General features: G+C 62.9%; 21 protein-coding genes. 14 read left to right on the plus strand and 7 right to left on the minus strand.

What is annotated here, in order from left to right:
- Window positions 1-39 precede the first annotated feature (39 nt).
- A complete protein-coding gene (locus M1L53_RS13770) occupies window positions 40-1656 on the minus strand; it encodes an ABC transporter substrate-binding protein (RefSeq protein ID WP_007732431.1) in 1617 nt (538 codons plus the stop codon).
- Window positions 1657-2020: 364 nt separating this feature from the next.
- On the opposite strand from M1L53_RS13770, the gene acs reads away from it, so the two are divergent.
- Window positions 2021-3952: an acetate--CoA ligase gene (acs, locus tag M1L53_RS13775; protein WP_042446700.1), complete on the plus strand. Its 1932-nt coding sequence runs from the start codon at window positions 2021-2023 to the stop codon at window positions 3950-3952.
- 37 nt (window positions 3953-3989) lie between these two features.
- Here the strand turns inward: acs and M1L53_RS13780 are convergent, their stop codons facing one another.
- Window positions 3990-4415 carry a MarR family transcriptional regulator gene (locus M1L53_RS13780; protein ID WP_042446697.1) on the minus strand — a complete coding sequence of 142 codons (426 nt, stop codon included), beginning with the start codon at window positions 4413-4415 and terminating at the stop codon, window positions 3990-3992.
- 107 nt (window positions 4416-4522) lie between these two features.
- Between M1L53_RS13780 and M1L53_RS13785 the strand changes: the two genes are divergently transcribed.
- The 5 genes from M1L53_RS13785 (at window position 4523) to M1L53_RS13805 (ending at window position 10299) form a co-directional block, all read left to right on the plus strand.
- The gene (locus M1L53_RS13785; protein WP_007732424.1) at window positions 4523-5602 is read left to right on the plus strand and encodes a substrate-binding domain-containing protein; all 1080 of its coding nucleotides are present in this window, start codon (window positions 4523-4525) and stop codon (window positions 5600-5602) included.
- Between the two features lie 122 nt (window positions 5603-5724).
- Window positions 5725-6345, plus strand: coding sequence for an AmiS/UreI family transporter (locus tag M1L53_RS13790; RefSeq protein WP_054187038.1), 621 nt, complete (start codon window positions 5725-5727; stop codon window positions 6343-6345).
- Between the two features lie 26 nt (window positions 6346-6371).
- On the plus strand, window positions 6372-7409 hold the full coding sequence (locus M1L53_RS13795; RefSeq protein WP_003946093.1) for an aliphatic amidase: 1038 nt from the start codon (window positions 6372-6374) through the stop codon (window positions 7407-7409).
- 10 nt (window positions 7410-7419) lie between these two features.
- Window positions 7420-8478: an AAA family ATPase gene (locus M1L53_RS13800; RefSeq protein WP_007732419.1), complete on the plus strand. Its 1059-nt coding sequence runs from the start codon at window positions 7420-7422 to the stop codon at window positions 8476-8478.
- A 135-nt stretch (window positions 8479-8613) separates the two neighbouring features.
- On the plus strand, window positions 8614-10299 hold the full coding sequence (locus M1L53_RS13805) for a cytosine permease (RefSeq protein ID WP_054187037.1): 1686 nt from the start codon (window positions 8614-8616) through the stop codon (window positions 10297-10299).
- A gap of 55 nt (window positions 10300-10354) precedes the next feature.
- On the opposite strand, the gene M1L53_RS13810 is transcribed toward M1L53_RS13805, so the two are convergent.
- Entirely contained in the window at window positions 10355-11746 is a 1392-nt protein-coding gene (locus M1L53_RS13810) for an MFS transporter (RefSeq protein ID WP_003946096.1), read from the minus strand.
- Window positions 11747-11919: 173 nt separating this feature from the next.
- On the opposite strand from M1L53_RS13810, the gene nhaA reads away from it, so the two are divergent.
- The 3 genes from nhaA to M1L53_RS13825 are packed head-to-tail and all read left to right on the plus strand — an operon-like array spanning window position 11920 to window position 14711.
- On the plus strand, window positions 11920-13254 hold the full coding sequence (nhaA, locus tag M1L53_RS13815) for a Na+/H+ antiporter NhaA (protein ID WP_007732414.1): 1335 nt from the start codon (window positions 11920-11922) through the stop codon (window positions 13252-13254).
- Complete coding sequence (locus M1L53_RS13820) at window positions 13251-13760, plus strand: phage holin family protein (RefSeq protein WP_007732413.1); 510 nt, start codon at window positions 13251-13253, stop codon at window positions 13758-13760. The genes nhaA and M1L53_RS13820 overlap by 4 nt, the downstream gene beginning before the upstream one ends.
- A gap of 15 nt (window positions 13761-13775) precedes the next feature.
- Complete coding sequence (locus M1L53_RS13825; RefSeq protein WP_007732412.1) at window positions 13776-14711, plus strand: alpha/beta fold hydrolase; 936 nt, start codon at window positions 13776-13778, stop codon at window positions 14709-14711.
- 3 nt (window positions 14712-14714) lie between these two features.
- Here M1L53_RS13825 and M1L53_RS13830 read toward each other — a convergent pair whose 3' ends face one another.
- The 4 genes from M1L53_RS13830 to nth are packed head-to-tail and all read right to left on the minus strand — an operon-like array spanning window position 14715 to window position 18063.
- Window positions 14715-15905 carry a MarP family serine protease gene (locus M1L53_RS13830; RefSeq protein ID WP_003946095.1) on the minus strand — a complete coding sequence of 397 codons (1191 nt, stop codon included), beginning with the start codon at window positions 15903-15905 and terminating at the stop codon, window positions 14715-14717.
- Window positions 15902-16621, minus strand: a complete 720-nt coding sequence (locus M1L53_RS13835) for a CoA pyrophosphatase (RefSeq protein ID WP_007732411.1) — start codon at window positions 16619-16621, stop codon at window positions 15902-15904. Before M1L53_RS13835 ends, M1L53_RS13830 begins: the two co-directional genes overlap by 4 nt.
- Window positions 16618-17271: a TlpA disulfide reductase family protein gene (locus M1L53_RS13840; protein ID WP_003943500.1), complete on the minus strand. Its 654-nt coding sequence runs from the start codon at window positions 17269-17271 to the stop codon at window positions 16618-16620. The genes M1L53_RS13835 and M1L53_RS13840 overlap by 4 nt, the downstream gene beginning before the upstream one ends.
- A 6-nt stretch (window positions 17272-17277) precedes the next feature.
- Window positions 17278-18063 carry an endonuclease III gene (gene nth, locus M1L53_RS13845; RefSeq protein WP_003943471.1) on the minus strand — a complete coding sequence of 262 codons (786 nt, stop codon included), beginning with the start codon at window positions 18061-18063 and terminating at the stop codon, window positions 17278-17280.
- An 80-nt stretch (window positions 18064-18143) separates the two neighbouring features.
- Between nth and M1L53_RS13850 the strand changes: the two genes are divergently transcribed.
- From M1L53_RS13850 to M1L53_RS13870, 5 genes are all read left to right on the plus strand, one after another.
- Window positions 18144-18416 (plus strand): hypothetical protein, encoded by a 273-nt coding sequence (locus M1L53_RS13850; RefSeq protein ID WP_039973294.1) that lies wholly within the window; start codon window positions 18144-18146, stop codon window positions 18414-18416.
- Window positions 18417-18671: 255 nt separating this feature from the next.
- Entirely contained in the window at window positions 18672-19346 is a 675-nt protein-coding gene (locus M1L53_RS13855) for a Crp/Fnr family transcriptional regulator (protein WP_003943506.1), read from the plus strand.
- A 129-nt stretch (window positions 19347-19475) separates the two neighbouring features.
- Window positions 19476-19946, plus strand: a complete 471-nt coding sequence (locus M1L53_RS13860) for a nuclear transport factor 2 family protein (protein WP_007732407.1) — start codon at window positions 19476-19478, stop codon at window positions 19944-19946.
- A gap of 15 nt (window positions 19947-19961) precedes the next feature.
- On the plus strand, window positions 19962-20522 hold the full coding sequence (locus tag M1L53_RS13865; RefSeq protein WP_054187036.1) for a TetR/AcrR family transcriptional regulator: 561 nt from the start codon (window positions 19962-19964) through the stop codon (window positions 20520-20522).
- Window positions 20523-20607: 85 nt separating this feature from the next.
- Window positions 20608-21900, plus strand: coding sequence for a carboxylesterase family protein (locus M1L53_RS13870; RefSeq protein WP_042922849.1), 1293 nt, complete (start codon window positions 20608-20610; stop codon window positions 21898-21900).
- The last annotated feature ends 26 nt before the right edge of the window (window positions 21901-21926 follow it).

Raw genomic sequence — 21926 nt, forward strand, 5'->3', positions numbered from 1 at the left:
GCCCCGAACTCACGTTTCAGATGCGGATCGTTCTACGCGTCAGTTCTTTTCGATGTCTTCGTAGACCGGAACACCGTTCCAGCTGATGGTCACGTTGGAAACGTTCTCCGACCATCCACTGGCAGCGTTGCGGTACCACGTCGGAACTGCGGGCAGGTCCTTGAGCAGGACTTCCTGGGCCTGATCGAGCAGTTCCTGAGCCTTCGCCTGATCGGTCTGGCCGGCCGATTCGCGCAGGAGGCGGTCGAACTCGGGGTTGGAGTACTCACCGTCGTTGGAGCTGCCGCCGGTCTGGTAGTTCTGCGCCAGGAAGCCGTACTGCTGCGGGTAGTCGCCCTGCCAACCGGAGCGGAAAGAGCTCTGGATGGTGCGGTCGGTGGCTTCGGTGCGGATCTGAGCGAAGGTGGCGTACTGCTTGCCCTTTGCGTCGATACCGAGGGTGTTGCGGATGCTGTTCGCCGTGGCATCGACCCATTCCTGGTGTCCGCCGTCGGAGTTGTAGGCGATCTCGAAGCTGCCGGACCACGGTGCGATGGCGTCGGCCTTGGCCCAAGCAGCCTTGGCCGCCTCGGGATCGAACTTCACGTTGCTGTTACCGGTCAGCGAGTCGTTCCAGCCCTTGATTGCGGGGCTGGTGAAGTCGAGTGCAGGCGTCCTGGTCTTGTTGAAGATCTGCTGGGTGATCTGATCGCGGTTGATCGCCATCGAGATCGCCTGACGGCGGAGCATGCCCTCTTCGCCGCTGAAGTGCGGCAGGCGACCCGGGATCGTGAACGTCTCGATGGTTGCCGACGGCTGGTTGACGGTGCGTCCGGGCAGGTCCGACTCGAAGGTCGTGACGGCGCTCGGCGGAACCTGGTCGAGAACGTCGACGTTGTTGGCCAGGAGATCGGTGTACGCCGTGTCGAGGCTGTTGTACATGATGAAGTCGACGCCGGCGTTCTTCGGCTTACGGTTGCCGTTGTAGTCCGGGTTCACGACGGTGTCGATGCGGACGTTGTGCTGCCACGCGCCGGTTCCGTCGAGCTTGTACGGGCCGTTGCCGATCGGGTTCTCACCGAAGGCGGTCATGTCCTTGAACGCGACCTCGGGCAGCGGGTAGTACGCCGTGAAGCCGAGGCGATCGGGGAACGCCGACTCGGGCTGCTTGAGTTCGATGGTGAAGGTGGAGTCGTCCACAACCTTCAGACCCGACATGGTCTGTGCCGTCGGAACCTCGGCGGCAACTTCGTCGTAGCCCTTGATCGGATCGAAGAACGATGCCTGAAGCTGAGCGTTGGTGGAGAGGGCGCCGTAGTTCCACGCGTCGACGAACGACTTCGCGGTGACGGGGGTGCCGTCCGTGAAGGTCCAACCGTCCTTGAGCTTGACGGTGAAGTTCTGACCGTCGGTGCTCTCGATGGACTCGGCAACCTCGTTCTCCGTACCGCCGTCTGCGGTGTACGAAACGAGACCGGAGAACAGCGAGTCGAGGACGCGGCCGCCCATGTTCTCACTCGTGTTCGTGGGGATCAACGGGTTCTGAGGCTCGCCCGCCCAGGCGTTGACGACGCCACTGGACGATCCGCCCGACGAATCGCCGGACGAACATGCCGTGATCAGCACTGCCGTCATTCCGAGCGCGACCGCGCCCGTCGCTATGCGTGAGATACGCAAAGGAATTCCTTCCACATCTAAGTGACCCCGAGCATGCTCGCGGCCTGCCGACAGCCGTAACTGCCGGCGTCGTGTCGCCTACAACTGAAAGTGAACGTGACTTCGAGTTGTGGTCGAATAATGGTTTGACAATAGACACATCCGACGCGGGGCGCGCATCGCACCCATTGTCCGCAATTCCGAGGGAAATCTGTCCGCGCCCATTCACTCGTCGGCGGAAGCGACCACCCGTCGCATCAATTCGACCGATCGTCGCAGGACAACGGGTTGCAACGTGATGCAACGGTGCGTTTACGCGAGCTTGTGACTACCCTCACACGGAGTCAGAAAAGTGTCGATCAAAGTGGAAAGAAGGCCGTCAGCCATGACAAGCGCAGCCGAAACAGACGTCCCCCAGGCATATCCGCCGAGCGCAGAGTTCGCTGCGGCCGCCAACGCGGGACCGGAGTTGCAGGCTGCCGCAGATACCGACCGCCTCGCTTTCTGGGCGAATCAGGCTGAGCGCCTTCACTGGCACGAGAAATGGACCGACGTCCTCGACTGGACCGACGCCCCCGTCGCCAAGTGGTTCGTCGGCGGAAAGCTCAACGTCGCCTACAACTGCGTCGACCGCCACGTCGTCGCCGGCAACGGCGACCGCATCGCCATCCACTTCGAAGGCGAACCAGGCGATTCCCGCGACCTGACCTACAACGACCTCCTCGCCGAAGTCAGCCGCGCCGCAAATACTTTCACCGACCTCGGCCTCGTCGCCGGTGACCGCGTAGCGATCTACATGCCGATGATCCCCGAAGCGATCGTCACCATGCTCGCCTGCGCCCGCCTCGGCCTGACCCACTCGGTCGTCTTCGCCGGATTCTCCGCCACCGCCCTACGCTCACGCATCGACGACGCCCAAGCCAAACTCGTGGTCACCGTCGACGGGCAGTGGCGACGCGGCGCAGCAGCACCCATCAAAACAGCGGTCGACGAATCCGTCGCCGGCGCCGAATCCGTCCAGAACGTGTTGGTGGTCAACCGGACCGGCATCGACGTCGACTGGACCGACGGCCGCGACCTGTGGTGGCACGAAACCGTCGCACAGGCCTCACCCGAGCACGAGGCGCAGGCCTTCGACGCCGAGCATCCCCTGTTCATTCTCTACACCTCCGGCACCACCGGAAAGCCCAAGGGCATCATCCACACCTCCGGCGGCTACCTCACCCAGGCCTCGTACACCCACCACAACGTCTTCGATCACAAAGCGGGACAAGACGTCTACTGGTGCACCGCCGACATCGGCTGGGTCACCGGACACTCCTACATCGTCTACGGACCCCTCTCGAACGGCGTCACCCAGGTCGTCTACGAAGGCACCCCCAACTCCCCGAACGAGCACCGCCACTTCGACATCATCGAGAAGTACGGCGTCTCCATCTACTACACCGCACCCACCCTCGTGCGCACGTTCATGAAGTGGGGCCGCGAGATCCCCGACGCCCACGACCTGTCCTCGATCCGCCTCCTCGGATCTGTGGGCGAGCCCATCAACCCCGAAGCGTGGCGCTGGTTCCGAGAGGTCATCGGCGGCAACAAAGCCCCCATCGTCGACACCTGGTGGCAGACCGAGACCGGCGCGATCATGATCTCCCCACTCCCCGGTATCACCGCCACCAAACCCGGATCCGCCATGGCACCACTGCCCGGCATCTCCGCGAAGATCGTCGACGACGACGCCAAGCCCCTCGGCCCCGGCGGCAACGGCTACCTCGTCCTCGACGAGCCGTGGCCGGCGATGCTCCGCGGCATCTGGGGCGACATGGACCGCTACCGCGACACCTACTGGTCCCGCTACGCCGAAGAAGGCTGGTACTTCGCCGGTGACGGCGCCAAGTACGACGACGACGGCGCACTCTGGGTCCTCGGCCGCGTCGACGACGTCATGAACGTCTCCGGTCACCGCATCTCCACCTCCGAAGTGGAATCAGCACTGGTGAACCATCACGGAGTCGCCGAAGCCGCCGTCGTCGGTGCCGCGGACGAGACCACCGGACAGGGCATCGTCGCGTTCGTCATCCTGCGTGAAGGCGTCGAGAACACCGGCGACGTCCTCATCGCCGAACTCAAGGCTCAGGTCTCCACCGACATCAGCCCCATCGCCAAACCGCGTCAGATCACGATCGTGCCGGAACTGCCGAAGACCCGGTCCGGCAAGATCATGCGCCGCCTCCTGCGCGACGTCGCCGAAGGCCGCGACCTCGGAGACACCTCGACCCTGGTCGACCCCAAGGTATTCGACGCCATCCGCGGCAAGTAGGGCCTTCGGCCCCTGTGCGCCTTTTTGGTAGTCCCCACTACCGGAAAGGCACACAGGGGCGAAGCCCCTCTCGCAACTTCACTTCCTCTTTCGACGTCAGCCAGGACTCCTCGGCTACCCGGATGTCTGCGGCAACCCTCTTGTGCAAGGACTTTCCGCGCGAGGAGAGAAACACGCGTACCTTCCGACGGTCGTCCTCCCCGACTTCGCGGTAGATGAGCGCGAGCGAGACCAACTTGTCCGCAACTCGCGTCAGCGTCGGAGCCGGTGTTCCCGTTCGATCGCGCAGCTCAGCCATCGTCAGCCCCTCGGTCGACGCCAGGGCTTCGAGCGTCATCCAGTGATCAAGAGTGAGATTCTCTGCCGCCAGCGCCTTCTCCGCCGCTGCCGCGGCCATTCGAGCTGCTCGGACCAGCGCAGTCGTCAGCGACGCATCAAGAATTCCGGAGTCACTTTTTCCCACTGATCGCTCCCCCGCTGTTGCGCAGTTCACACTTCTCGGGCAATACTTTCAAATGAAATGATAGTAACCCAGGCCAGGCCGCTGACTCCCGATTCCGGCGGCGACGCATGAGCGCTACCGGCGCGCTCGAACGCGCGCGCAGCGCGGTGTGGCGCCTGGGCATGGTGGTTCCCCTTCAGGGGCCGGCCGGACTGTTCGGCCCCTCCTGCGAAGCAATCAGCGAGTTGGCCGCCCGCGACCTCAACAACTCCGGTGGCGTGCTGGGACGCGAAGTCCAGATCGAAGTGATCGACGGCGGCGCTTCGCCGAGCGTCGTCGCCGCCCGCGTGGGACAACTACTCGACGCCGGCGACATCGACGCCGTCAGCGGTTGGCACATCTCCTCTGTCCGCCACGCTCTTGCACCCGTGGTCGCGGACCGCATTCCGTACTCGTACACCTCGCTCTACGAGGGCGGCGAGGTCAGGTCCGGCATCTACTGCTCCGGCGAAACACCACGGCAGCAGATCGCGCCGGCGCTGAAGTGGCTGCGCGACAACGTCGGAGCGCGTAAGTGGTTTGTCGTCGGGGACGACTACATCTGGCCGCACAGCTCTCTCGGAGCCGTGAGGCAATTCGCCACCGAACTCGATCTCAGCCTTGTCGGCGGTTCGTTTGTCGACCTGGGGCGCGGCAACATGAAACAACTGGTCGAGACCGTCTCGAACTCCGGTTGCGACGGCGTGATCATGCTCCTCGTCGGCCAGGACGCCGTCGATTTCAACCGCGCCTTCGCCCGCCGCGGCCTCGACGAGTCGATGATCCGGTTCAGCCCGTTGATGGAAGAGAACATGCTGCTCGCGAGCGGGCCGAGGGCAACCCGCAACCTGTTTGCCTCCGCCGCGTACTTCCGTTCGATGGTCGACGGCAACTCCATGGATCTTCTCGGGCGCTACGTTGCACTGCACGGCGCGCACGCTCCGGCGCTGAACAATGCCGCCGAATCGTGTTACGAAGGGATACATACCCTTTCGGCCCTGGTGCGGCGCGCCGACAGCACTCATCCGCGTGACCTGGACGCCGTCGTCGAGGGTGCCGCGTACGACGGGCCTCGCGGAACCGTCGAGTTTCGTGATCGTGTTGCACGGCAGAAGATTCAGCTCGCCGTCGCCGACGGACTCGACTTCTCGATCATCGCAACGCTCTGAGATTTTCCCTGAGATCTCCCTCTTGACTTCTGTGGCGCGCATCACTTAGTTTCATTTGGAATCATTTCATTTGAAAGTAACCCGTCCCGAAGTAACCGTCCCGAAGTAACCGGAGGTGCCCGATGGGCAGTGTTGGTTTGCTTTACGTGGGAGCCGTCCTCTTCGTCAACGGACTGATGCTGCTCGGCACAGTTCCCGTTCGATCCGCCTCGGTCCTCAACCTCTTCGTCGGCGCACTTCAATGCGTCGTCCCCACCGTCATGTTGATTCAGGCTCAGGGAGATTCGAGTGCCGTCCTGGCGGCCTCAGGGCTCTATCTGTTCGGATTCACCTATCTCTACGTGGGCATCAGCAATCTCGCCGGCTTCGAGCCGGAAGGAATCGGGTGGTTCTCGCTGTTCGTCGCGTGCGCCGCGCTCGTGTACTCCTTCCTCTCTTTCACAGTGAGCAACGACCCCGTCTTCGGGGTCATCTGGCTCGCATGGGCAGCGCTGTGGACGCTGTTCTTCCTGGTACTCGGGCTCGGCCGCGAGAATCTCAGTCGCTTCACCGGCTGGGCAGCGGTCCTCCTGAGCCAGCCCACGTGCACGGTCCCCGCATTTCTGATCCTGACCGACAACTTCCACACCACACCCGCCGTCGCGGCCGGTTGGGCCGGAGCACTTCTGGTTCTCCTGGGCCTGGCCAAGATCCTCGCTGCACCCAAAACCGCAGTACCCCAATCCCGTCCAGCCTTCAACTGATCGACACAACCAAGGAGTGAAAGACAATGCGACACGGTGACATCTCCTCGAGCAACGACACGGTCGGCGTAGCAGTGGTCAACTACAAGATGCCCCGCCTGCACGATCGCGCCGGCGTCCTCGAGAACGCGCGCAAGATCGCCGACATGATGATCGGCATGAAGACCGGCCTCCCCGGAATGGATCTGGTGGTCTTCCCCGAATACTCCACGCAGGGAATCATGTACAACGAAGAGGAGATGTACGCGACAGCAGCCACCATCCCGGGCGACGAGACCGCGATCTTCTCCGCAGCGTGCCGCGAAGCCGACACGTGGGGAATCTTCTCCATCACCGGCGAACAGCACGAAGACCACCCGAACAAGCCCCCGTACAACACGTTGATCCTCATCGACAACAAGGGCGAGATCGTTCAGAGGTACCGAAAGATCCTGCCCTGGTGCCCCATCGAAGGGTGGTACCCGGGAGACACGACGTATGTCACCGAAGGCCCGAAGGGGCTGAAGATCTCGCTCATCATCTGCGACGACGGCAACTACCCGGAGATCTGGCGCGACTGCGCGATGAAGGGTGCGGAACTGATCGTCCGTTGCCAGGGATACATGTACCCCGCCAAGGACCAGCAGGTGATGATGTCCAAGGCAATGGCCTGGGCCAACAATTGTTATGTGGCAGTTGCCAATGCGGCCGGATTCGACGGCGTCTACTCCTACTTCGGACACTCCGCGATCATCGGATTCGACGGCCGGACGCTGGGTGAAACCGGCGAAGAAGAATACGGAATCCAGTACGCGCAGCTTTCCGTCTCAGCCATTCGCGACGCACGCGAGAACGATCAGTCCCAGAACCACATCTTCAAACTCCTCCATCGCGGCTACTCCGGTGTCCACGCAGCAGGTGACGGAGACAAGGGCGTCGCGGACTGCCCGTTCGAGTTCTACAAGCTGTGGGTCACCGACGCCCAGAAGGCTCAGGAACGCGTCGAGGCCATCACCCGAGACACAGTGGGTGTAGCGGATTGTCGCGTCGGAAACCTGCCGGTCGAGAAGACAATCGAAGCGTAAGGATCTCACTGTGCCTTATATCACCGACATGCTCCATGACCGGAACAGTGCAGCAGCACCACCGCCGGCCGAGGAACGAACCGAACCCGTACCGGTCGGGGCCTTCGACGCTCGCAAGCTCTCGAAAGCCCTGAGTTCCAAGATCGTCGGACAACAGGCCGCCGTCGACGCAGTGGTTCGTGCGATTTCGATCGCGCATGTCGGTGCCACGGATCCGACGCGTCCGCTCGCAAACATCCTTCTCGTTGGCCCGACCGGCGTCGGCAAGACGGAATTGGTGCGGCGCGTGGCCGCAGAACTACGGTCAGGACCCGATGATCTGTGCCGCATCGACATGAATGCTCTTGCGCAAGAGCATTATGCGGCGTCATTCTCCGGGGCTCCACCTGGATATGCCGGTAGCAAGGAGTCCTTCACGCTGTTCGACAAGAACACCGTCGAGGGCGATCCGTACACCCCCGGAATCGTCCTGTTCGACGAAGTGGAGAAGGCCGACCCCACCGTGCTGCGTGCGCTCCTGCAGGTCCTCGACAACGGCGAACTCCGGTTGGCGAACGGTCAGCAGAAGATCTCGTTCCGCAACAGCTACGTGTTCCTGACCTCGAATCTCGGCTCTGCTGCGGTGGCAGAACGTCGGCGCTCTCACCTGCGGCAGCTCGCCGATCGCGTCCGGATCGATCGACCGCGCCATGGTCATCATCTGGTGCAACGCGCGTTGGAGAAGTTCTTCGACCCCGAATTCTTCAACCGCATCGACGAAACCGTGATCCTCGACGAGTTCGACGAACAGACCGCGGAACAAGTGACCCGTCTCGAGATCGAACTGATCACGACTCGGTTGGCCAGGAGAGGCATCGACGTCGAGGTGGAGGACAGCGCCGTCGCCCTGTTGCAACGGCGCGGGTTCGACCCGGTGTACGGAGCACGTGGCCTGCGCCGGACCATCCGGAACGTTTTGGCCGACCCGGTGGCCGCCGCCGTTCTCGACCTTCGGCCGGTCGGGACGCAACCACTCGCCTTGCAGGCGCGGGCAGTTGGTGATCAGATACAGGTAAAGAAAGTCCCATGAGTGCTCGCTCACGTTGCGGATCGAATCCGCAACGTGGGCGACACATTTCAAACATGTCCGCGTAACGCCACCTCCCTAGGTTGGGTGCCTGCACCACAAAGTGCACATGCACAGGCACCCAGGGGAAGTGACGTCATGACAGCAGTGAACGAGCAGGTGTCCGCCGGCGCACCGGACGGGGCAGATCTCGGTGAGAATGCCGCACTGAAGGAGACTCTGGAGGACTACACCCTCCGATTTGCGCCACGCAGCTACCGCAAATGGGGAACCGGCGTCGTCGCGACCTCCGCGCTCGGCGGAATCGCGTATCTCGCAGACTTCTCGATCGGCGCCAACATCGGCATCTCGTACGGCACCGGTAACGCATTGCTGGGCATCGCCGTGTTTGCCGTCGTCATCATGGCGACCGGCTTCCCACTCGCCTACTATGCCGCGCGATACAATATCGACCTCGATTTGATCACTCGCGGAAGCGGTTTCGGCTACTACGGCTCGGTGGTCACCAACGTCATCTTCGCGACGTTCACCTTCATCTTCTTCGCGCTCGAAGGTTCCATAATGGCACAGGGTTTGAAACTGGGGCTCGGGATCCCACTCTCGATCGGCTACGCGGTCTCGACCCTGATGGTCATTCCACTGGTCATCTACGGAATGAAGGCTCTGGCAAAGCTCCAAGTGTGGACGACGCCTCTGTGGCTCGTCATGATGGTGCTGCCGTTCCTGTATCTGCTGTTCAAGCACCCTGATTCGGTGAGCGCGTTCTTCGCCTTCGGCGGTGAGGACGGCGCAAACGGCAAGGGCGTCAACTTCGGATCGGTGATGCTGGCCGCGGGTGTCTGCTTGTCGCTGATCGCACAGATCGCCGAGCAGATCGACTACCTACGCTTCATGCCGCCCAAGACGCCGGAGAACACCCGTCGTTGGTGGGCTGCAGTAATTCTCGCCGGCCCCGGCTGGGTGATCTTCGGCGCGTTCAAGCAGATCGTCGGACTGTTCCTCGCCGTGTACATCATCGCGAACGTCGTCGACGGATCTTCGATCGCCAACCAGCCCGTGCACCAGTTCCTCGAGATCTACCAGGACATGATGCCGCATTTGCTGGCCATGACGCTGGCCGTGATCCTCGTGGTCATCAGCCAGATCAAGATCAACGTCACCAACGCGTACTCCGGCTCACTGGCCTGGACCAACTCGTACACCCGCGTCACCAAGACCTACCCCGGACGCATGGTCTTCGTTCTGGTCAACCTGGCGATCGCACTGATCTTGATGGAAGCCAACATGTTCGACTTCCTCAACACGATCCTGGGCTTCTACGCCAACTGCGGTATCGCCTGGGTCGTGGTCGTCGCCTCGGACATCGCGATCAACAAGTACTGGTTGAAGCTCTCCCCGAAAGTCCCCGAGTTCCGACGCGGGATGCTCTACGACGTCAACCCCGTCGGCTTCGTGTCGATGCTGCTGGCCGCGGGCATTTCGATCCTGGCGTTCTTCGGTGCTTTCGGTTCGGCGATCAAGCCGTTCTCCCCGATCGTCGCAATCGTCATCGCGCTGGTGATGCCGCCGGTCCTGGCCGTCGCCACCAAGGGAAAGTACTACCTACGACGCACCGACGACGGCATCGATCTGCCAATGTTCGACGAGTACGGGAACCCTTCCGGTGAAACGCTTCTGTGCTGCGTCAGCGGAATCGAATTCGAGCGTCCCGACATGCTCGCGTCGAACGTTCCCGGCCCGAACGGCGAGAAGCAGTACATCAGCTCCCTGGCCTTGAGCACCGACAAGACCGGTGAGCACGTCCTGCCTGCTCAGCTTCCCTGACAACTGCTGTGCGCCTTTATTAACCGCCGGGGGTTAATAAAGGCGCACAGCAGGGTTATGCCCCTACATCGTCGAGCGACTCACCCTTCGTCTCACGCATGACCAGCAGCGCGACAAAAGTCAGCGTCGCCGCTACGAGAAGATAGATGCCGACCCAACCGACGCCGTAGTTCTTCGCGAGGTAGACGGCGATGAACGGCGCCACCGCTGCGCCCAGAATACTGGCCGTGTTGTACGCGATTCCCGAGCCCGTGTAGCGGACGTTGGTCGGGAAGAGTTCCGGGAGAACGGCACTCATCGGGCCGAAGGTCAGGCCCATGAGCAGCATGCCCACGATGAGGAACGCCAACATGCGACCGTCGTTCATTCCGTCCGGTTCGAGGAAGACACCGAAGGTCAAGCCGAACACCATGATCAGACCGGTGATGATCAGCAAGGTGATACGACGCCCGTAACGGTCGGCGAGCCAACCCGAGACCGGCACGGCGGCAGCGAAGAACACGACTGCGATCAACTGCAGGACAAGGAAATCGGTGTACTTGAAGCCCGCACCGGTTCCACCGTCGGCCGGCGTCTTGCCGGTTCCGTGGCTGAGAACCCAGGTGGTCATGATGTAGAACAGCGTGTACGTCGCGAGCATCACGAACGTACCGATGATCAGCTGACGCCAACTGGTCTTGAATACCTCGGCCACCGGAGTCTTGACCTTCTCGCCGCGCTCGACTGCGCGCGCGAACACCGGGGTTTCCTCGAGCTTGAGCCGGACGTACAGGCCGATCATCACCATGATTGCGCTGAGCAGGAACGGAATTCGCCATCCCCAACTCAGGAAGGCACCCTCGAGGTCCGGGCTGGAATTGTCGTGGTTCATGAACAACGTGATGATCAGGAACAGTCCGTTGGCCATGAAGAAGCCGATGGGCGCACCGAGTTGCGGCCACATCGCCGCCCAGGCCCGCTTGCCTTCCTTGGCTGTCTCGGTCGCGAGCAGAGCCGCACCCGACCATTCGCCGCCGAGCCCGAGACCCTGGCAGAAACGCATGAGCGCCAACAACGCCGGGGCCAGCAGTCCGATCTGGTGATAGGTCGGCAGTAGTCCGATGAGGAAGGTCGCTATGCCCATCGTCAGCAACGAGCCGACCAGAGTTGCCTTGCGTCCGACGCGGTCACCGAAGTGCCCGAAGAGAATCGAACCGAGGGGACGGGCGACGAACGCGAGTCCGAACGTCGCCAACGACGCGAGAAGCGCGGTGGTGTCGTTGCCCTTCGGGAAGAACAGGTGCGGGAACACCGATACTGCCGCTGTTGCATAGATGTAGAAGTCGTAGAACTCGATGGACGTACCCACCATGCTGGCGACCACGATTCGGCTGCGCGGCACTCCGGCGACGGTATCTGCGTCGCCGCCCTCCGGCTTGGGTGGATTCTCACTGACTGACGTGCTCAAAACATGCTCCTGCGCCGTTATACGAAAGATGTCCAATTGGTGGGATAGAGTCCCAATCAGTAGGAATTGAACACCCGCGGGGTTTTCCGACGCAAATTCGGTTCGCGAATTCGGCTCAGCGGGCAATCCGCGATAAAATTCCGTAAAGGTGAGCCGGGAAGTCTGGTCGGCACGTGCATTCGATGCGTCACAACGTCGATCACGTTCATGTCTGTTGCATCCGAATTCGGTTGCACGAACAAAGGTCGTCCCCACGCGTGATCTCCACCCTGCGTTCCGAACTGTCCCGCTACCTCCGCACCGAAACGGTGGGCGGATCGATCCTCCTGATCGCTGCCGCCCTCGCTCTGATCTGGGTGAACTCTCCTTTCGGTGAGAGCTACATCGCACTACGTGACTTCCAGATCGGTCCGTCCGCACTCCATCTCGACCTCAGCTTGGGCACGTGGGCGCAGGACGGACTGCTTGCCGTCTTCTTCTTCGTCGCCGGCCTCGAACTCAAACGTGAACTGGTGGTCGGCGAACTCGCGGACCGCAAAGCCGCGATGCTCCCGATCATCGCGGCGTGCGGCGGCGTCCTGGTTCCCGCGATCATCGCGGCGTCCATCGGTTTCGGTACGCCCGGCATGGACAAGGGCTGGGCCATTCCCGTCGCGACGGACATCGCTTTTGCCCTCGGCGTGCTCGCGCTGACCGGCTCGAAGATCCCGGCGAGCGCCCGAGTTTTCCTGCTCAGCCTGGCCGTCGTCGACGATCTGCTCGCGATCATCCTCATCGCCGTACTGTTCACCGGTTCCCTCGCGATGTTGTGGCTGCTGACCGCGGCCGCAGCCCTGGCTGCCTACGCCTACGCCCAACACAAACGCATCACGACGCCGTTCCTCTACGTCCCGCTGGCACTACTGACCTGGTACGCGATGCACGAAGCGGGGATACACGCCACACTCGCGGGCGTCGCGCTCGGCTTACTCACCCGGGTGAGGCGCGATCCGGACGAGGAGTACGCGCCCGGTAGCCGTCTCGAGCACCGTATTCAGCCCTACTCTGCAGGCTTCTGTGTCCCCGTCTTCGCACTGTTCGCCTCCGGTGTTCCGATCAACGCGGCGGTGCTCGGCGACATTTTCACCGACCCCGTCGGGCAATCGGTTGTCGTCGGTCTTCTGGTCGGCAAAACCGTCGGAATCTTCGGAATTTCCCTGCTCGCGATCAAATTGGGGATAGCAACCAAACCCAAGACACTGGAATTGAGAGACATGTTTGCCCTCTCAGTTCTCGGTGGCATCGGGTTCACCGTTAGCCTGCTTGTAGCAGACCTCGCATTGGACGGGGTCGGCGATGGCAGCGAGGCCGAGATAGCGAAGGCCGCAGTTCTCGTGACATCGTTGGTGGCATCGCTGATCGGATCAGCGCTGCTGTGGCGACGTGGACGAGTTCATGCGGCTCGAGACGACGCTTCCACCGCCATTGCCACGGACGCGAGAGAACTACCTGGAGAGGTCGACAAGTGAGCTTGACCAACGGAGAGAGCCAGCGCTTCACCGGAGATGGAGTACCGAACACGGTCTCTTCCATCCCTCTCACCGATGTGGACGCCCGCACGCCGGGCGAGGCCACCATCGGGGCCCTCGTCAAGGACGCGACCGCACAGGTCTCCACCCTCGTGCGCGCCGAGGTCGAACTTGCCAAGGCCGAGGTGACGGGCGAGGTCAAGAAGGGTCTGCAGGGCAGCGTCTTTTTCATCCTGGCCTTCACGGTTCTGCTGTTCAGCTCGTTCTTCTTCTTTTTCTTCCTGGCCGAGATGCTCGACACCTGGGTGCCGCGCTGGCTGGCGTTCCTCATCGTCTTCCTGATCATGGTGGTGACCACCGCGATTCTGGCGCTGCTCGGTTATCTGCGCGTGCGCAAGCTGAGGGCTCCGGAGAAGACGATCGAATCGCTCAAGCAGGCCAAGAACGTCATCCCCGGCAGCCATGACGACGCAAAGCCGTCGGTCGATTTCAACGCGCGCCGGTAGCGAGTCTGATCGAAAGTGGCAGCCCCAGATCCATCCACCGTCAGGTTCGACGGCCCCTGGATTCACCGGGACATTCACGCCAACGGCATCCGGTTTCACGTCGTCGAGGTAGGCGACGCGGAGCCGGATGCTCCGTTGGTGGTCCTGTTGCACGGATTCGCCGATTTCTGGTGGTCCTGGCGCCATCAGTTGACGGCACTGTCGGAGCAGGGATTCCGCGTCGTCGCCATGGATCTTCGTGGGTACGGTGATTCCGACAAGCCCCCTCGCGGCTACGACGGTTGGACGCTCGCCGGTGACGTAGCCGGCCTCATTCGTGCGATGGGTTACGGCAAGGCCACGCTGATCGGTCATGCCGACGGCGGGTTGGTGTGCTGGGCGACCGCGCTCCTGCATCCACGCCTGGTGCGGTCGATCGCGCTGATCTCGTCTCCACACCCGATGGCGCTCAAGAAAGCAGTCGTCCGCGACCCCTATCAGCGCCGCGCGCTTTTGCCCTCGTTCCTGGCCTATCAGGTACCGCTACGCCCGGAACGTCGGTTGACGGCCGACAACGGCGCCGAAGTGGAGCGTCTGGTTCGCTCGCGGTCCGGCCCCACCTGGCCGCAGCAACCCGAATTCGCAGACGTCATGAGCAAGATGCGGTCCGCGATCCGGATCCCGGGCGTCGCGCATTCCACGTTGGAGTACCAGCGTTGGGCCTTCCGCAGCCAGCTCCGCCCCGAGGGCCGACGTTTCATGCGTTTGATGGATCAGGTTCTTCGCATTCCGATCGTCCAGATTCACGGCGAACTCGACCCGTACGTGCTCACCCGTACCGTGCGTCGCGACAAGCACTGGGCTCCCGGCGAGAAACTGCGCACCATTGCCGGAGTCGGTCATTACGCGCATCAGGAAGCCCCCGAGCGCGTCAATCGCGAACTCGGGGACTTCCTCCTTACGGAGAAGTGACCGCTACAGGATGCACGCGCCCGTCGGTACGGGCGTCGATGCCGAGGCAGCCGCGTTCAACTGGCGCGAGACTTCCTGCGCGGTGAGGACGAATCCGGTGTCACTGTCGTCGACGGCAGCACCGAACACGACGCCGAGGACCCGCCCCTGATCATCGACCATCGGTCCACCCGAGTTGCCCTGCCGGATGGATCCGCGGACGGTGTAGACCTCACGCTGGGTGGTTCCGGCCTTGTAGATGTCCGGCCCGTTCAGGTTGAGGACCTCACGAACGCGGGCTGCGCTGGCCGTGTACGGACCACCGCCGGGGTAGCCGAGCACCAACGCGTTGTCACCGGTCCGAGCCTGCTCCGGAGCGAACGGCAGCACCGGCGCGTCCAATCCGGGAACCGCCAGAATCGCGATGTCCACGGCGGAGTCGAAGAGAACCACCTGCGCGGGCAGTGCGCCCTCCATGGTGTCCACGGTGATGCTCTCGGTTCCGGCAACCACGTGGGCGTTGGTCATGACGCGTTCGGGGGCGACGATGAATCCGGATCCCTCGAGCGCGCGCTGGCAACTCGGTGCGACGCCGTTGATGCGGAGAACACTCGGACGCAACTGCGCCGCCAACGGACTGGCGAGAACGCTCGCGTCGGGTGCTTCGACCTCGGTGATGGGCGTGCGCCCGAACGGGCCGATGACGTCAGGCAGGCCGGAGGTGTCGAGCAGCGCCGAGAACTCGGTCGGGATGCGGCGCAGCCACTGCGGCGCCACTTCGTCCACGCTGGCGAGAACGTCCGAACCACGAACAGCTGCGGCAATATTCGGCTGCGACGAGGAAGTGAGCGGAATCGCGAGCAACCACGCCGCGACCACGACAGCCACCGCCTGTAGACCCGCACCGATGACGCTGTCGACGGATCGCGCCGTCGGACTGTGCATTCCGCTGCGCGCCGCGCGTCCGAGCACCATGCCGGCGACCTCGCCGATGATGACCAACACGACGATCAGCGAGATGCCCGCGAGGATGCGCAGCTTGCCTTCGGTGACGTGCACGAGCAGGTGCGGCGCCAACAGAATCCCGGCGACGGCACCGAGGATCACGCCGACGAACGCCAGCGCCGACGCCACCGCTCCCTGACGCCATCCGGACGTGGCCGCGATGAGGGCGACCAGAACGATCGCGATGTCCACCCAACGAGAACCTGTCATCGCGGCACCGCCGAATCCTCGACACCTTCACCGAACTCGGACAGCGCTGTGTCCAGGTCTCTCACGTCCTCGTAGTTCCACGGAATCTCCCAGCCCGACACCGTGAACAGCGCCGCGAGTATTCCTGCTGTGAACCCCCAGACCAGCATGCCGTCGGCGCGGAACGCCGGGCCCTGGTACCCGAGGGGATGTCGAACCTGAAACCGGTTGTCGGGGTCGAGCAACGTGCGCAGCGGCACCCGGGCCACCCGTCCGACCTCGCCCTCGTCCTGAATGCCCACCGTCGTCGGCTGCTCCCAGTAGCCGAGCACCGGCGTCACGTCGAAACCCGACGGCGGGATGAAGATCTCCGGCAGCACGGTGAGCGGCTGAACTCCGCTCGGATCGAGCCCGGTCTCCTCCTGCGCTTCACGCAGCGCGGTGCCGACGGGGCCGTCGTCGCCCGGATCGGCGGCGCCGCCCGGGAATGCGACCTGTCCGCTGTGCTGACGCATCGTCGACGCCCGTTGGGTCAGCAGGACGTCTGCGCCCTCCGGCAAGCCGCCGACGGCGAGAGGGTCGGCCTCACGCGGTCCGCCGAAGAGCACGAGCACCGCGGCCGGACGCGTCACGGTGCCGCGCGGCGCGCGACGCTCGAGGACGGGGTTGATCCGATGGGGATCGGTGGGCTGGGTGCTGGCGACAGCGCGCAACCACTCGGGAACCGGTGTGCTCATACGACGACTCCCAGATATTGCGCCGCAGCGGCGGCGATCTCGTCCGCACTGCGGAAGGGTTGGGGCAAGACCTTGGCGACTGTTCCATCCGCGCGCACGAGCACCGACACCGGCAGCACCGGCGGTGCGCCCACTGCGATCCGTACCTTGCCGTCACCGTCCTGGACGCCGGGCAAACGCACCGAGTAGTCGATGAGTCGCGTCAAAGCGTTCTCCTGATTCGGATCCGAATGCACGGTCAGCACGTTGATGCTGCCGTCGGCGCGCTCCGCGAATTCCTGAAGGTACGGAAGCTCTTCGGCGCATGGCGCGCACCAGTACGCCCACAGATTGAGCAGAGTCGGCTTTCCGCCCACCGCTGCGGCAAGGTCGACGGGCGCTCCGTCGGAGACGCAGTCGAGGGTGATTCCGGCGAGAGCCGAGCCGGCAGGCGCTTCGCCGGTCGGAGTCGGGCAGGAGGCCAGAGCCGCCTGGCTACGGAGTTGATCGAGCGATTCCGACGACGGAGTGAACGTCGGCGGCTGATACGCGGACGAGGACGGGCCCGTCGAGGTGGGCGTCGTGTCGTCTCCTCCGCGCGGCCAGATCGCCACGACGAGAGCCGCGACGACCACGAGCGCAGCGAGAGACCATCTTCCGGCACTTGTCATCGGTGATCACAACCCTGCCAGGGCGAGCAGATGATCGGTCTCGGGGCCTTTAACCAGGGCCGCGGCCTCGGTTTTGTCGGTCGGGCCGAGACCGTACGACGGGCAGTCCTTGGCCAGAACACACACACCGCACGCGGGCTTGCGCGCGTGGCAGACCCGTCGGCCGTGAAAGATCACGCGATGCGAGAGCAGAGTCCATTCCTTACGTTCGATCAGTGCCCCGACGGCGTGTTCCACTTTGACGGCATCTTCTTCCTCGGTCCACTTCCACCGACGCACGAGCCGACCGAAGTGGGTGTCGACGGTGATTCCCGGAATGTCGAAGGCATTGCCCAGCACGACGTTCGCGGTCTTGCGTCCGATGCCTGGGAGTTTCACCAGATCTTCGAGCTTGTTCGGGACCTGCCCGTCGTGGCGTTCGAGTAGCGCCTGACCGAGTCCGATCAGCGACGTCGTCTTGTTCCGGTAGAAGCCGGTGGAGCGGATGTACTCCTCGAGTTCGGTCCGATCGGCTTCCGCGTATGCCTTTGCGTCGGGATAACGGGCGAAGAGTGCCGGCGTGACCATGTTGACGCGGACGTCGGTGCATTGCGCCGACAGGATTGTCGCCACTGCCAGTTCCAACGGAGTCGTGAAGTCGAGTTCGCAGTACACGTGTGGGAAAGCCACAGCGAGCTCACGATTCATCCGACGCGCCCGGCGTACCAATCCGAGGTGTGATTCTTCCTTCCGCGCACCCCCCGAACGCGGTTTCTTCCGCTGCTCTGAACTGCCTGTCGGGGTGGTCTGCACTCAGACAACTGTACGGATACGACATGAGTGGAGACTCCGTCGTGTCGATTCTGAGACCTTCGACGTGTTTACTTCCCCCTATGCAAGGACTCGCAGTAATTCTCTTTCCGCTACTGCTTATGCTCTTTGCCCTGGCGATGGAACGAGTCGAAGGGCGATTGCGTCGGCTCTCGGTCCAAGAGCATGAAGTAGAAGACTTCCTCGACCAGGCAAGTCACGACGACGTCGCCCGCCTGGCAAGCGATGGGTTTCCCCATGCGTTCGCCCGCTTCCACCGGAGGCGTAAGGGCCGTCAGTCGGAGGCTCCCGAGAGCGCCAGCCTGGGCGAAATCCGGACACAACGGGCAAGTTGACGGCCATACAAAGTAGTCACCGCAGCAGATTCCGGAAGAATTTTCGGCTCTTACGTGGCATCAATCACTCGTCGCGAGCTAACGGGACGTAGACTTCGATGCCGTACCTGTTGCATTGAACACAGATTGCATTGGACACAGTGTCTCACTCATGAGGGCTGAGCCTGTGTACGACGGTTTGTGCGCAGCGAGGGTACAAAGATAGATAGCGCAAAAATGACACCACAAACGAACAAATCCCAACAAGGAGCGCACGTGGACGACGTCCTGGCAAGAGCCGGCATCTTCCAAGGAGTCGAGCCCTCAGCGGTAGCGGCGCTGACAAAGCAGCTGCAGCCCGTCGACTTCCCCCGTGGACATGTCATCTTCAACGAAGGTGAACCCGGTGACCGCCTGTACATCATCGTGTCCGGCAAGGTGAAGATCGGTCGACGCTCACCCGACGGTCGCGAGAACCTGCTGACGATCATGGGCCCGTCCGACATGTTCGGCGAACTGTCCATCTTCGACCCCGGCCCCCGCACCTCGACGGCTACGACCGTCACCGAGGTTCGCGCCGTGAGCATGGACCGCGACGCTCTCAAGGCATGGATCCAGCAGCGCCCCGAGATCGCCGAGCAGCTTCTGCGCGTTCTCGCCCGCCGTCTGCGTCGTACCAACAACACCCTGGCCGACCTGATCTTCACGGACGTTCCCGGCCGTGTCGCCAAGGCGCTCCTGCAGCTCGCGCAGCGCTTCGGCACTCAGGAAGGTGGCGCCCTGCGCGTCACTCACGACCTCACGCAGGAAGAGATCGCCCAGCTCGTCGGCGCTTCCCGCGAGACCGTCAACAAGGCGCTCGCCGATTTCGCACACCGCGGATGGCTTCGCCTCGAAGGCAAGAGCGTCCTGATCTCGGATTCCGAGCGCCTCGCTCGTCGCGCGCGCTAGCTCTTCCTGTTCGACTCTTTCGGCCGCTCCCGCTTCGGTGGGGGCGGCCGAAGTCGTTCACTGGACTCTTGTTGTACCTATCGGTAAAGTCTGTACCGATAGGTACATATCTGATCGAGAGGCCCCGCAATGACCGTCCGAGCACCGATTCCGCCCTTCACTCACGAAACTGCCGTCCAGAAGGTCCGCCTCGCCGAGGACGGATGGAACTCCCGCGACCCGCACAAGGTGTCACTGGCCTACACGCCGGACAGTTGGTGGCGTAATCGGTCGACGTTCGTGACCGGCCGATCCGAGATCGTCGAACTTCTGACCGAGAAGTGGACCCGCGAACTGGACTACCGGTTGATCAAAGAGTTGTGGGCACACAGCGACGACCGCATCGCAGTGCGATTCGCGTACGAGTGGCACGATCACGACGGGCAGTGGTTCCGCTCCTACGGCAACGAGAACTGGGAATTCGACGCCGACGGACTCATGCACCACCGTCATGCCAGCATCAACGACGTTCCCATCGAGGAGTCCGAGCGAAAGTTCTTCTGGGATCCGACCGGACCACGCCCGCACGATCATCCGGGCCTGAGCGAGTTGGGTCTGTGATGAAAGGATGAATCCATGGCCAGACAGGTAGCTGAACGCTCGGACACGATTCCCGCTCTCGCGAACGTGTTTCGAACCTACGGGTTCGACGGAGCAAGCCTGGCCGTCATCACCGAACACACCGGTTTGGGCAAAGGCAGTCTCTACAACTTCTTTCCGCGCGGGAAGGAAGAGATGGCCGAGGTGGTGCTCGACGAGGTCGACGGATGGTTTCGCAGCGAAGTCTTCGAACCTCTTCGAGCAGAATCGGTTCCACCGAGGCAGCGCATCCAGAGCATGTTCGCTACCGCGGGCGACTACTTTCGGTCAGGGCAACGCATTTGCCTGTTCGGCGCATTTGCACTCGGTGAAGAGCGAAACCGCTTCGGCGCCAGGGTGCGAACATACTTCGACGAATGGACAGCGGCTCTCGAGGCGGCACTCGTCGGTGCCGAAGATTCCATCGGACTCGCCGAAGAAGCCGTGGCCGGGATCCAAGGGGCGATCGTGATGTCCCGGGCCCTGGACGACGGTTCCGTTTACAGCCGAGTGACGACGCGACTCGAAGATCGACTGGTACAGGCACTCACGCCGTAACGCATACCGCACGACCACAAAGGCATTTGTGCCGCGGCATCCACCTGGCATGCTCGAAAAAGCATGCACAAGAAGAAAGGAACCCATGCCCTCGTTCGAGACGGTGATCGCATCCACCCCTTCGGGGAAGGTCCGCGGCCGAAAGCGTGACGGTTCCTACTACTTCGGTGCGATCCCCTACGCCAGCGCACCGCGCTTCGAGAAGCCGCGACCGGTGGAACCGTTCTCCGACGTCTTCGACGCCACAGCGCTTGGAACGGTCTTCCCCCAACCACCTTCACGACTCGAACGCATCATGGGGCCACCGCTCCCCGAACCGGAGCACAGCGAGGACAGCTTCACCGTCACCGTCACAACCCCGTCGCTGACCGGTCATCGCCCGGTGATGGTGTGGCTTCACGGTGGCGGGTACTCCAGTGGCGGCGGCTCACTCCCCTGGTACGACGGCGGCGCTTTGTCCGCCGAGGGCGACGTCGTCGTGGTGTCGGTCAACTATCGCGTCGGCGTGCTCGGATACCTCCTCCTCGACGGCGTCAGCGAAGGCAATCTCGGGGTCCACGATCAGATCGCAGCGCTCGAGTGGGTGCGCGAGAACATCGAGGCATTCGGCGGCGACCCCGACTCGGTCACCGTGTTCGGGCAGTCGGCCGGCGCTCATTCGATTGTGAATCTGTTGAGCAGTAACAACTCTCGAACTCTGTTCCATCGAGCAATTCTGCAGAGCACTCCACGGCCGGACCTCAACTTCACGCAGGCTGCCGCGATCGAGAACGGGGAGACGTTTGCCCGACTGCTCGACGGAGATCCTCGGACCGCGCCGCTCTCCCACATTCTCGACGCATTCCGCGGCACGGCTGTCGAGTTCAGCCGGCGGTCCCCCAATGTCGTGCAACCGCCCTTCGCGCCGATCTCCGAACTGGAACCGGTGATCCGAACTTTCGAAACAGCGCCTGACGTCATCGTGGGATACACCCGAGACGAGGGATCTGCTTTCGTGCGCGACGTAGCGGGAGTACCCGATCCCGAACACGTCGCCGAAAAGGCACTGACACAGAACATGTTTGCCGAACCGGCAATGGAGCTGGCCGAGACCTTCACAGCGGCCGGCGCGTCGGTGTACACGTACCGCTTCGACTGGGCACCGACGGACGACGTCTTCGGAGCAACTCACTGCATAGAACTACCCTTCGTGTTGGGAACCGAGCAGTCCTGGCAGGGCTCACCGATGCTGGGCAGCAGCGACTGGCAGAGCATCGACGCACTGGGCCGTCGGATACGCCGGCACTGGACGTCGTTTGCGCACACGGGAAGTCCGGACAGCAGCGAAACCTGGGAGAAGTACGCCTCGTCCCAATCGATCGGAATCACCTTCTCCTGAGCAACTTCGGGCGCCTACCCACCCGG

Origin of the sequence: Rhodococcus sp. T9N, from assembly GCF_024436645.1 — a bacterium.
In the GTDB taxonomy this organism is placed as follows: domain Bacteria; phylum Actinomycetota; class Actinomycetes; order Mycobacteriales; family Mycobacteriaceae; genus Rhodococcus_F; species Rhodococcus_F qingshengii.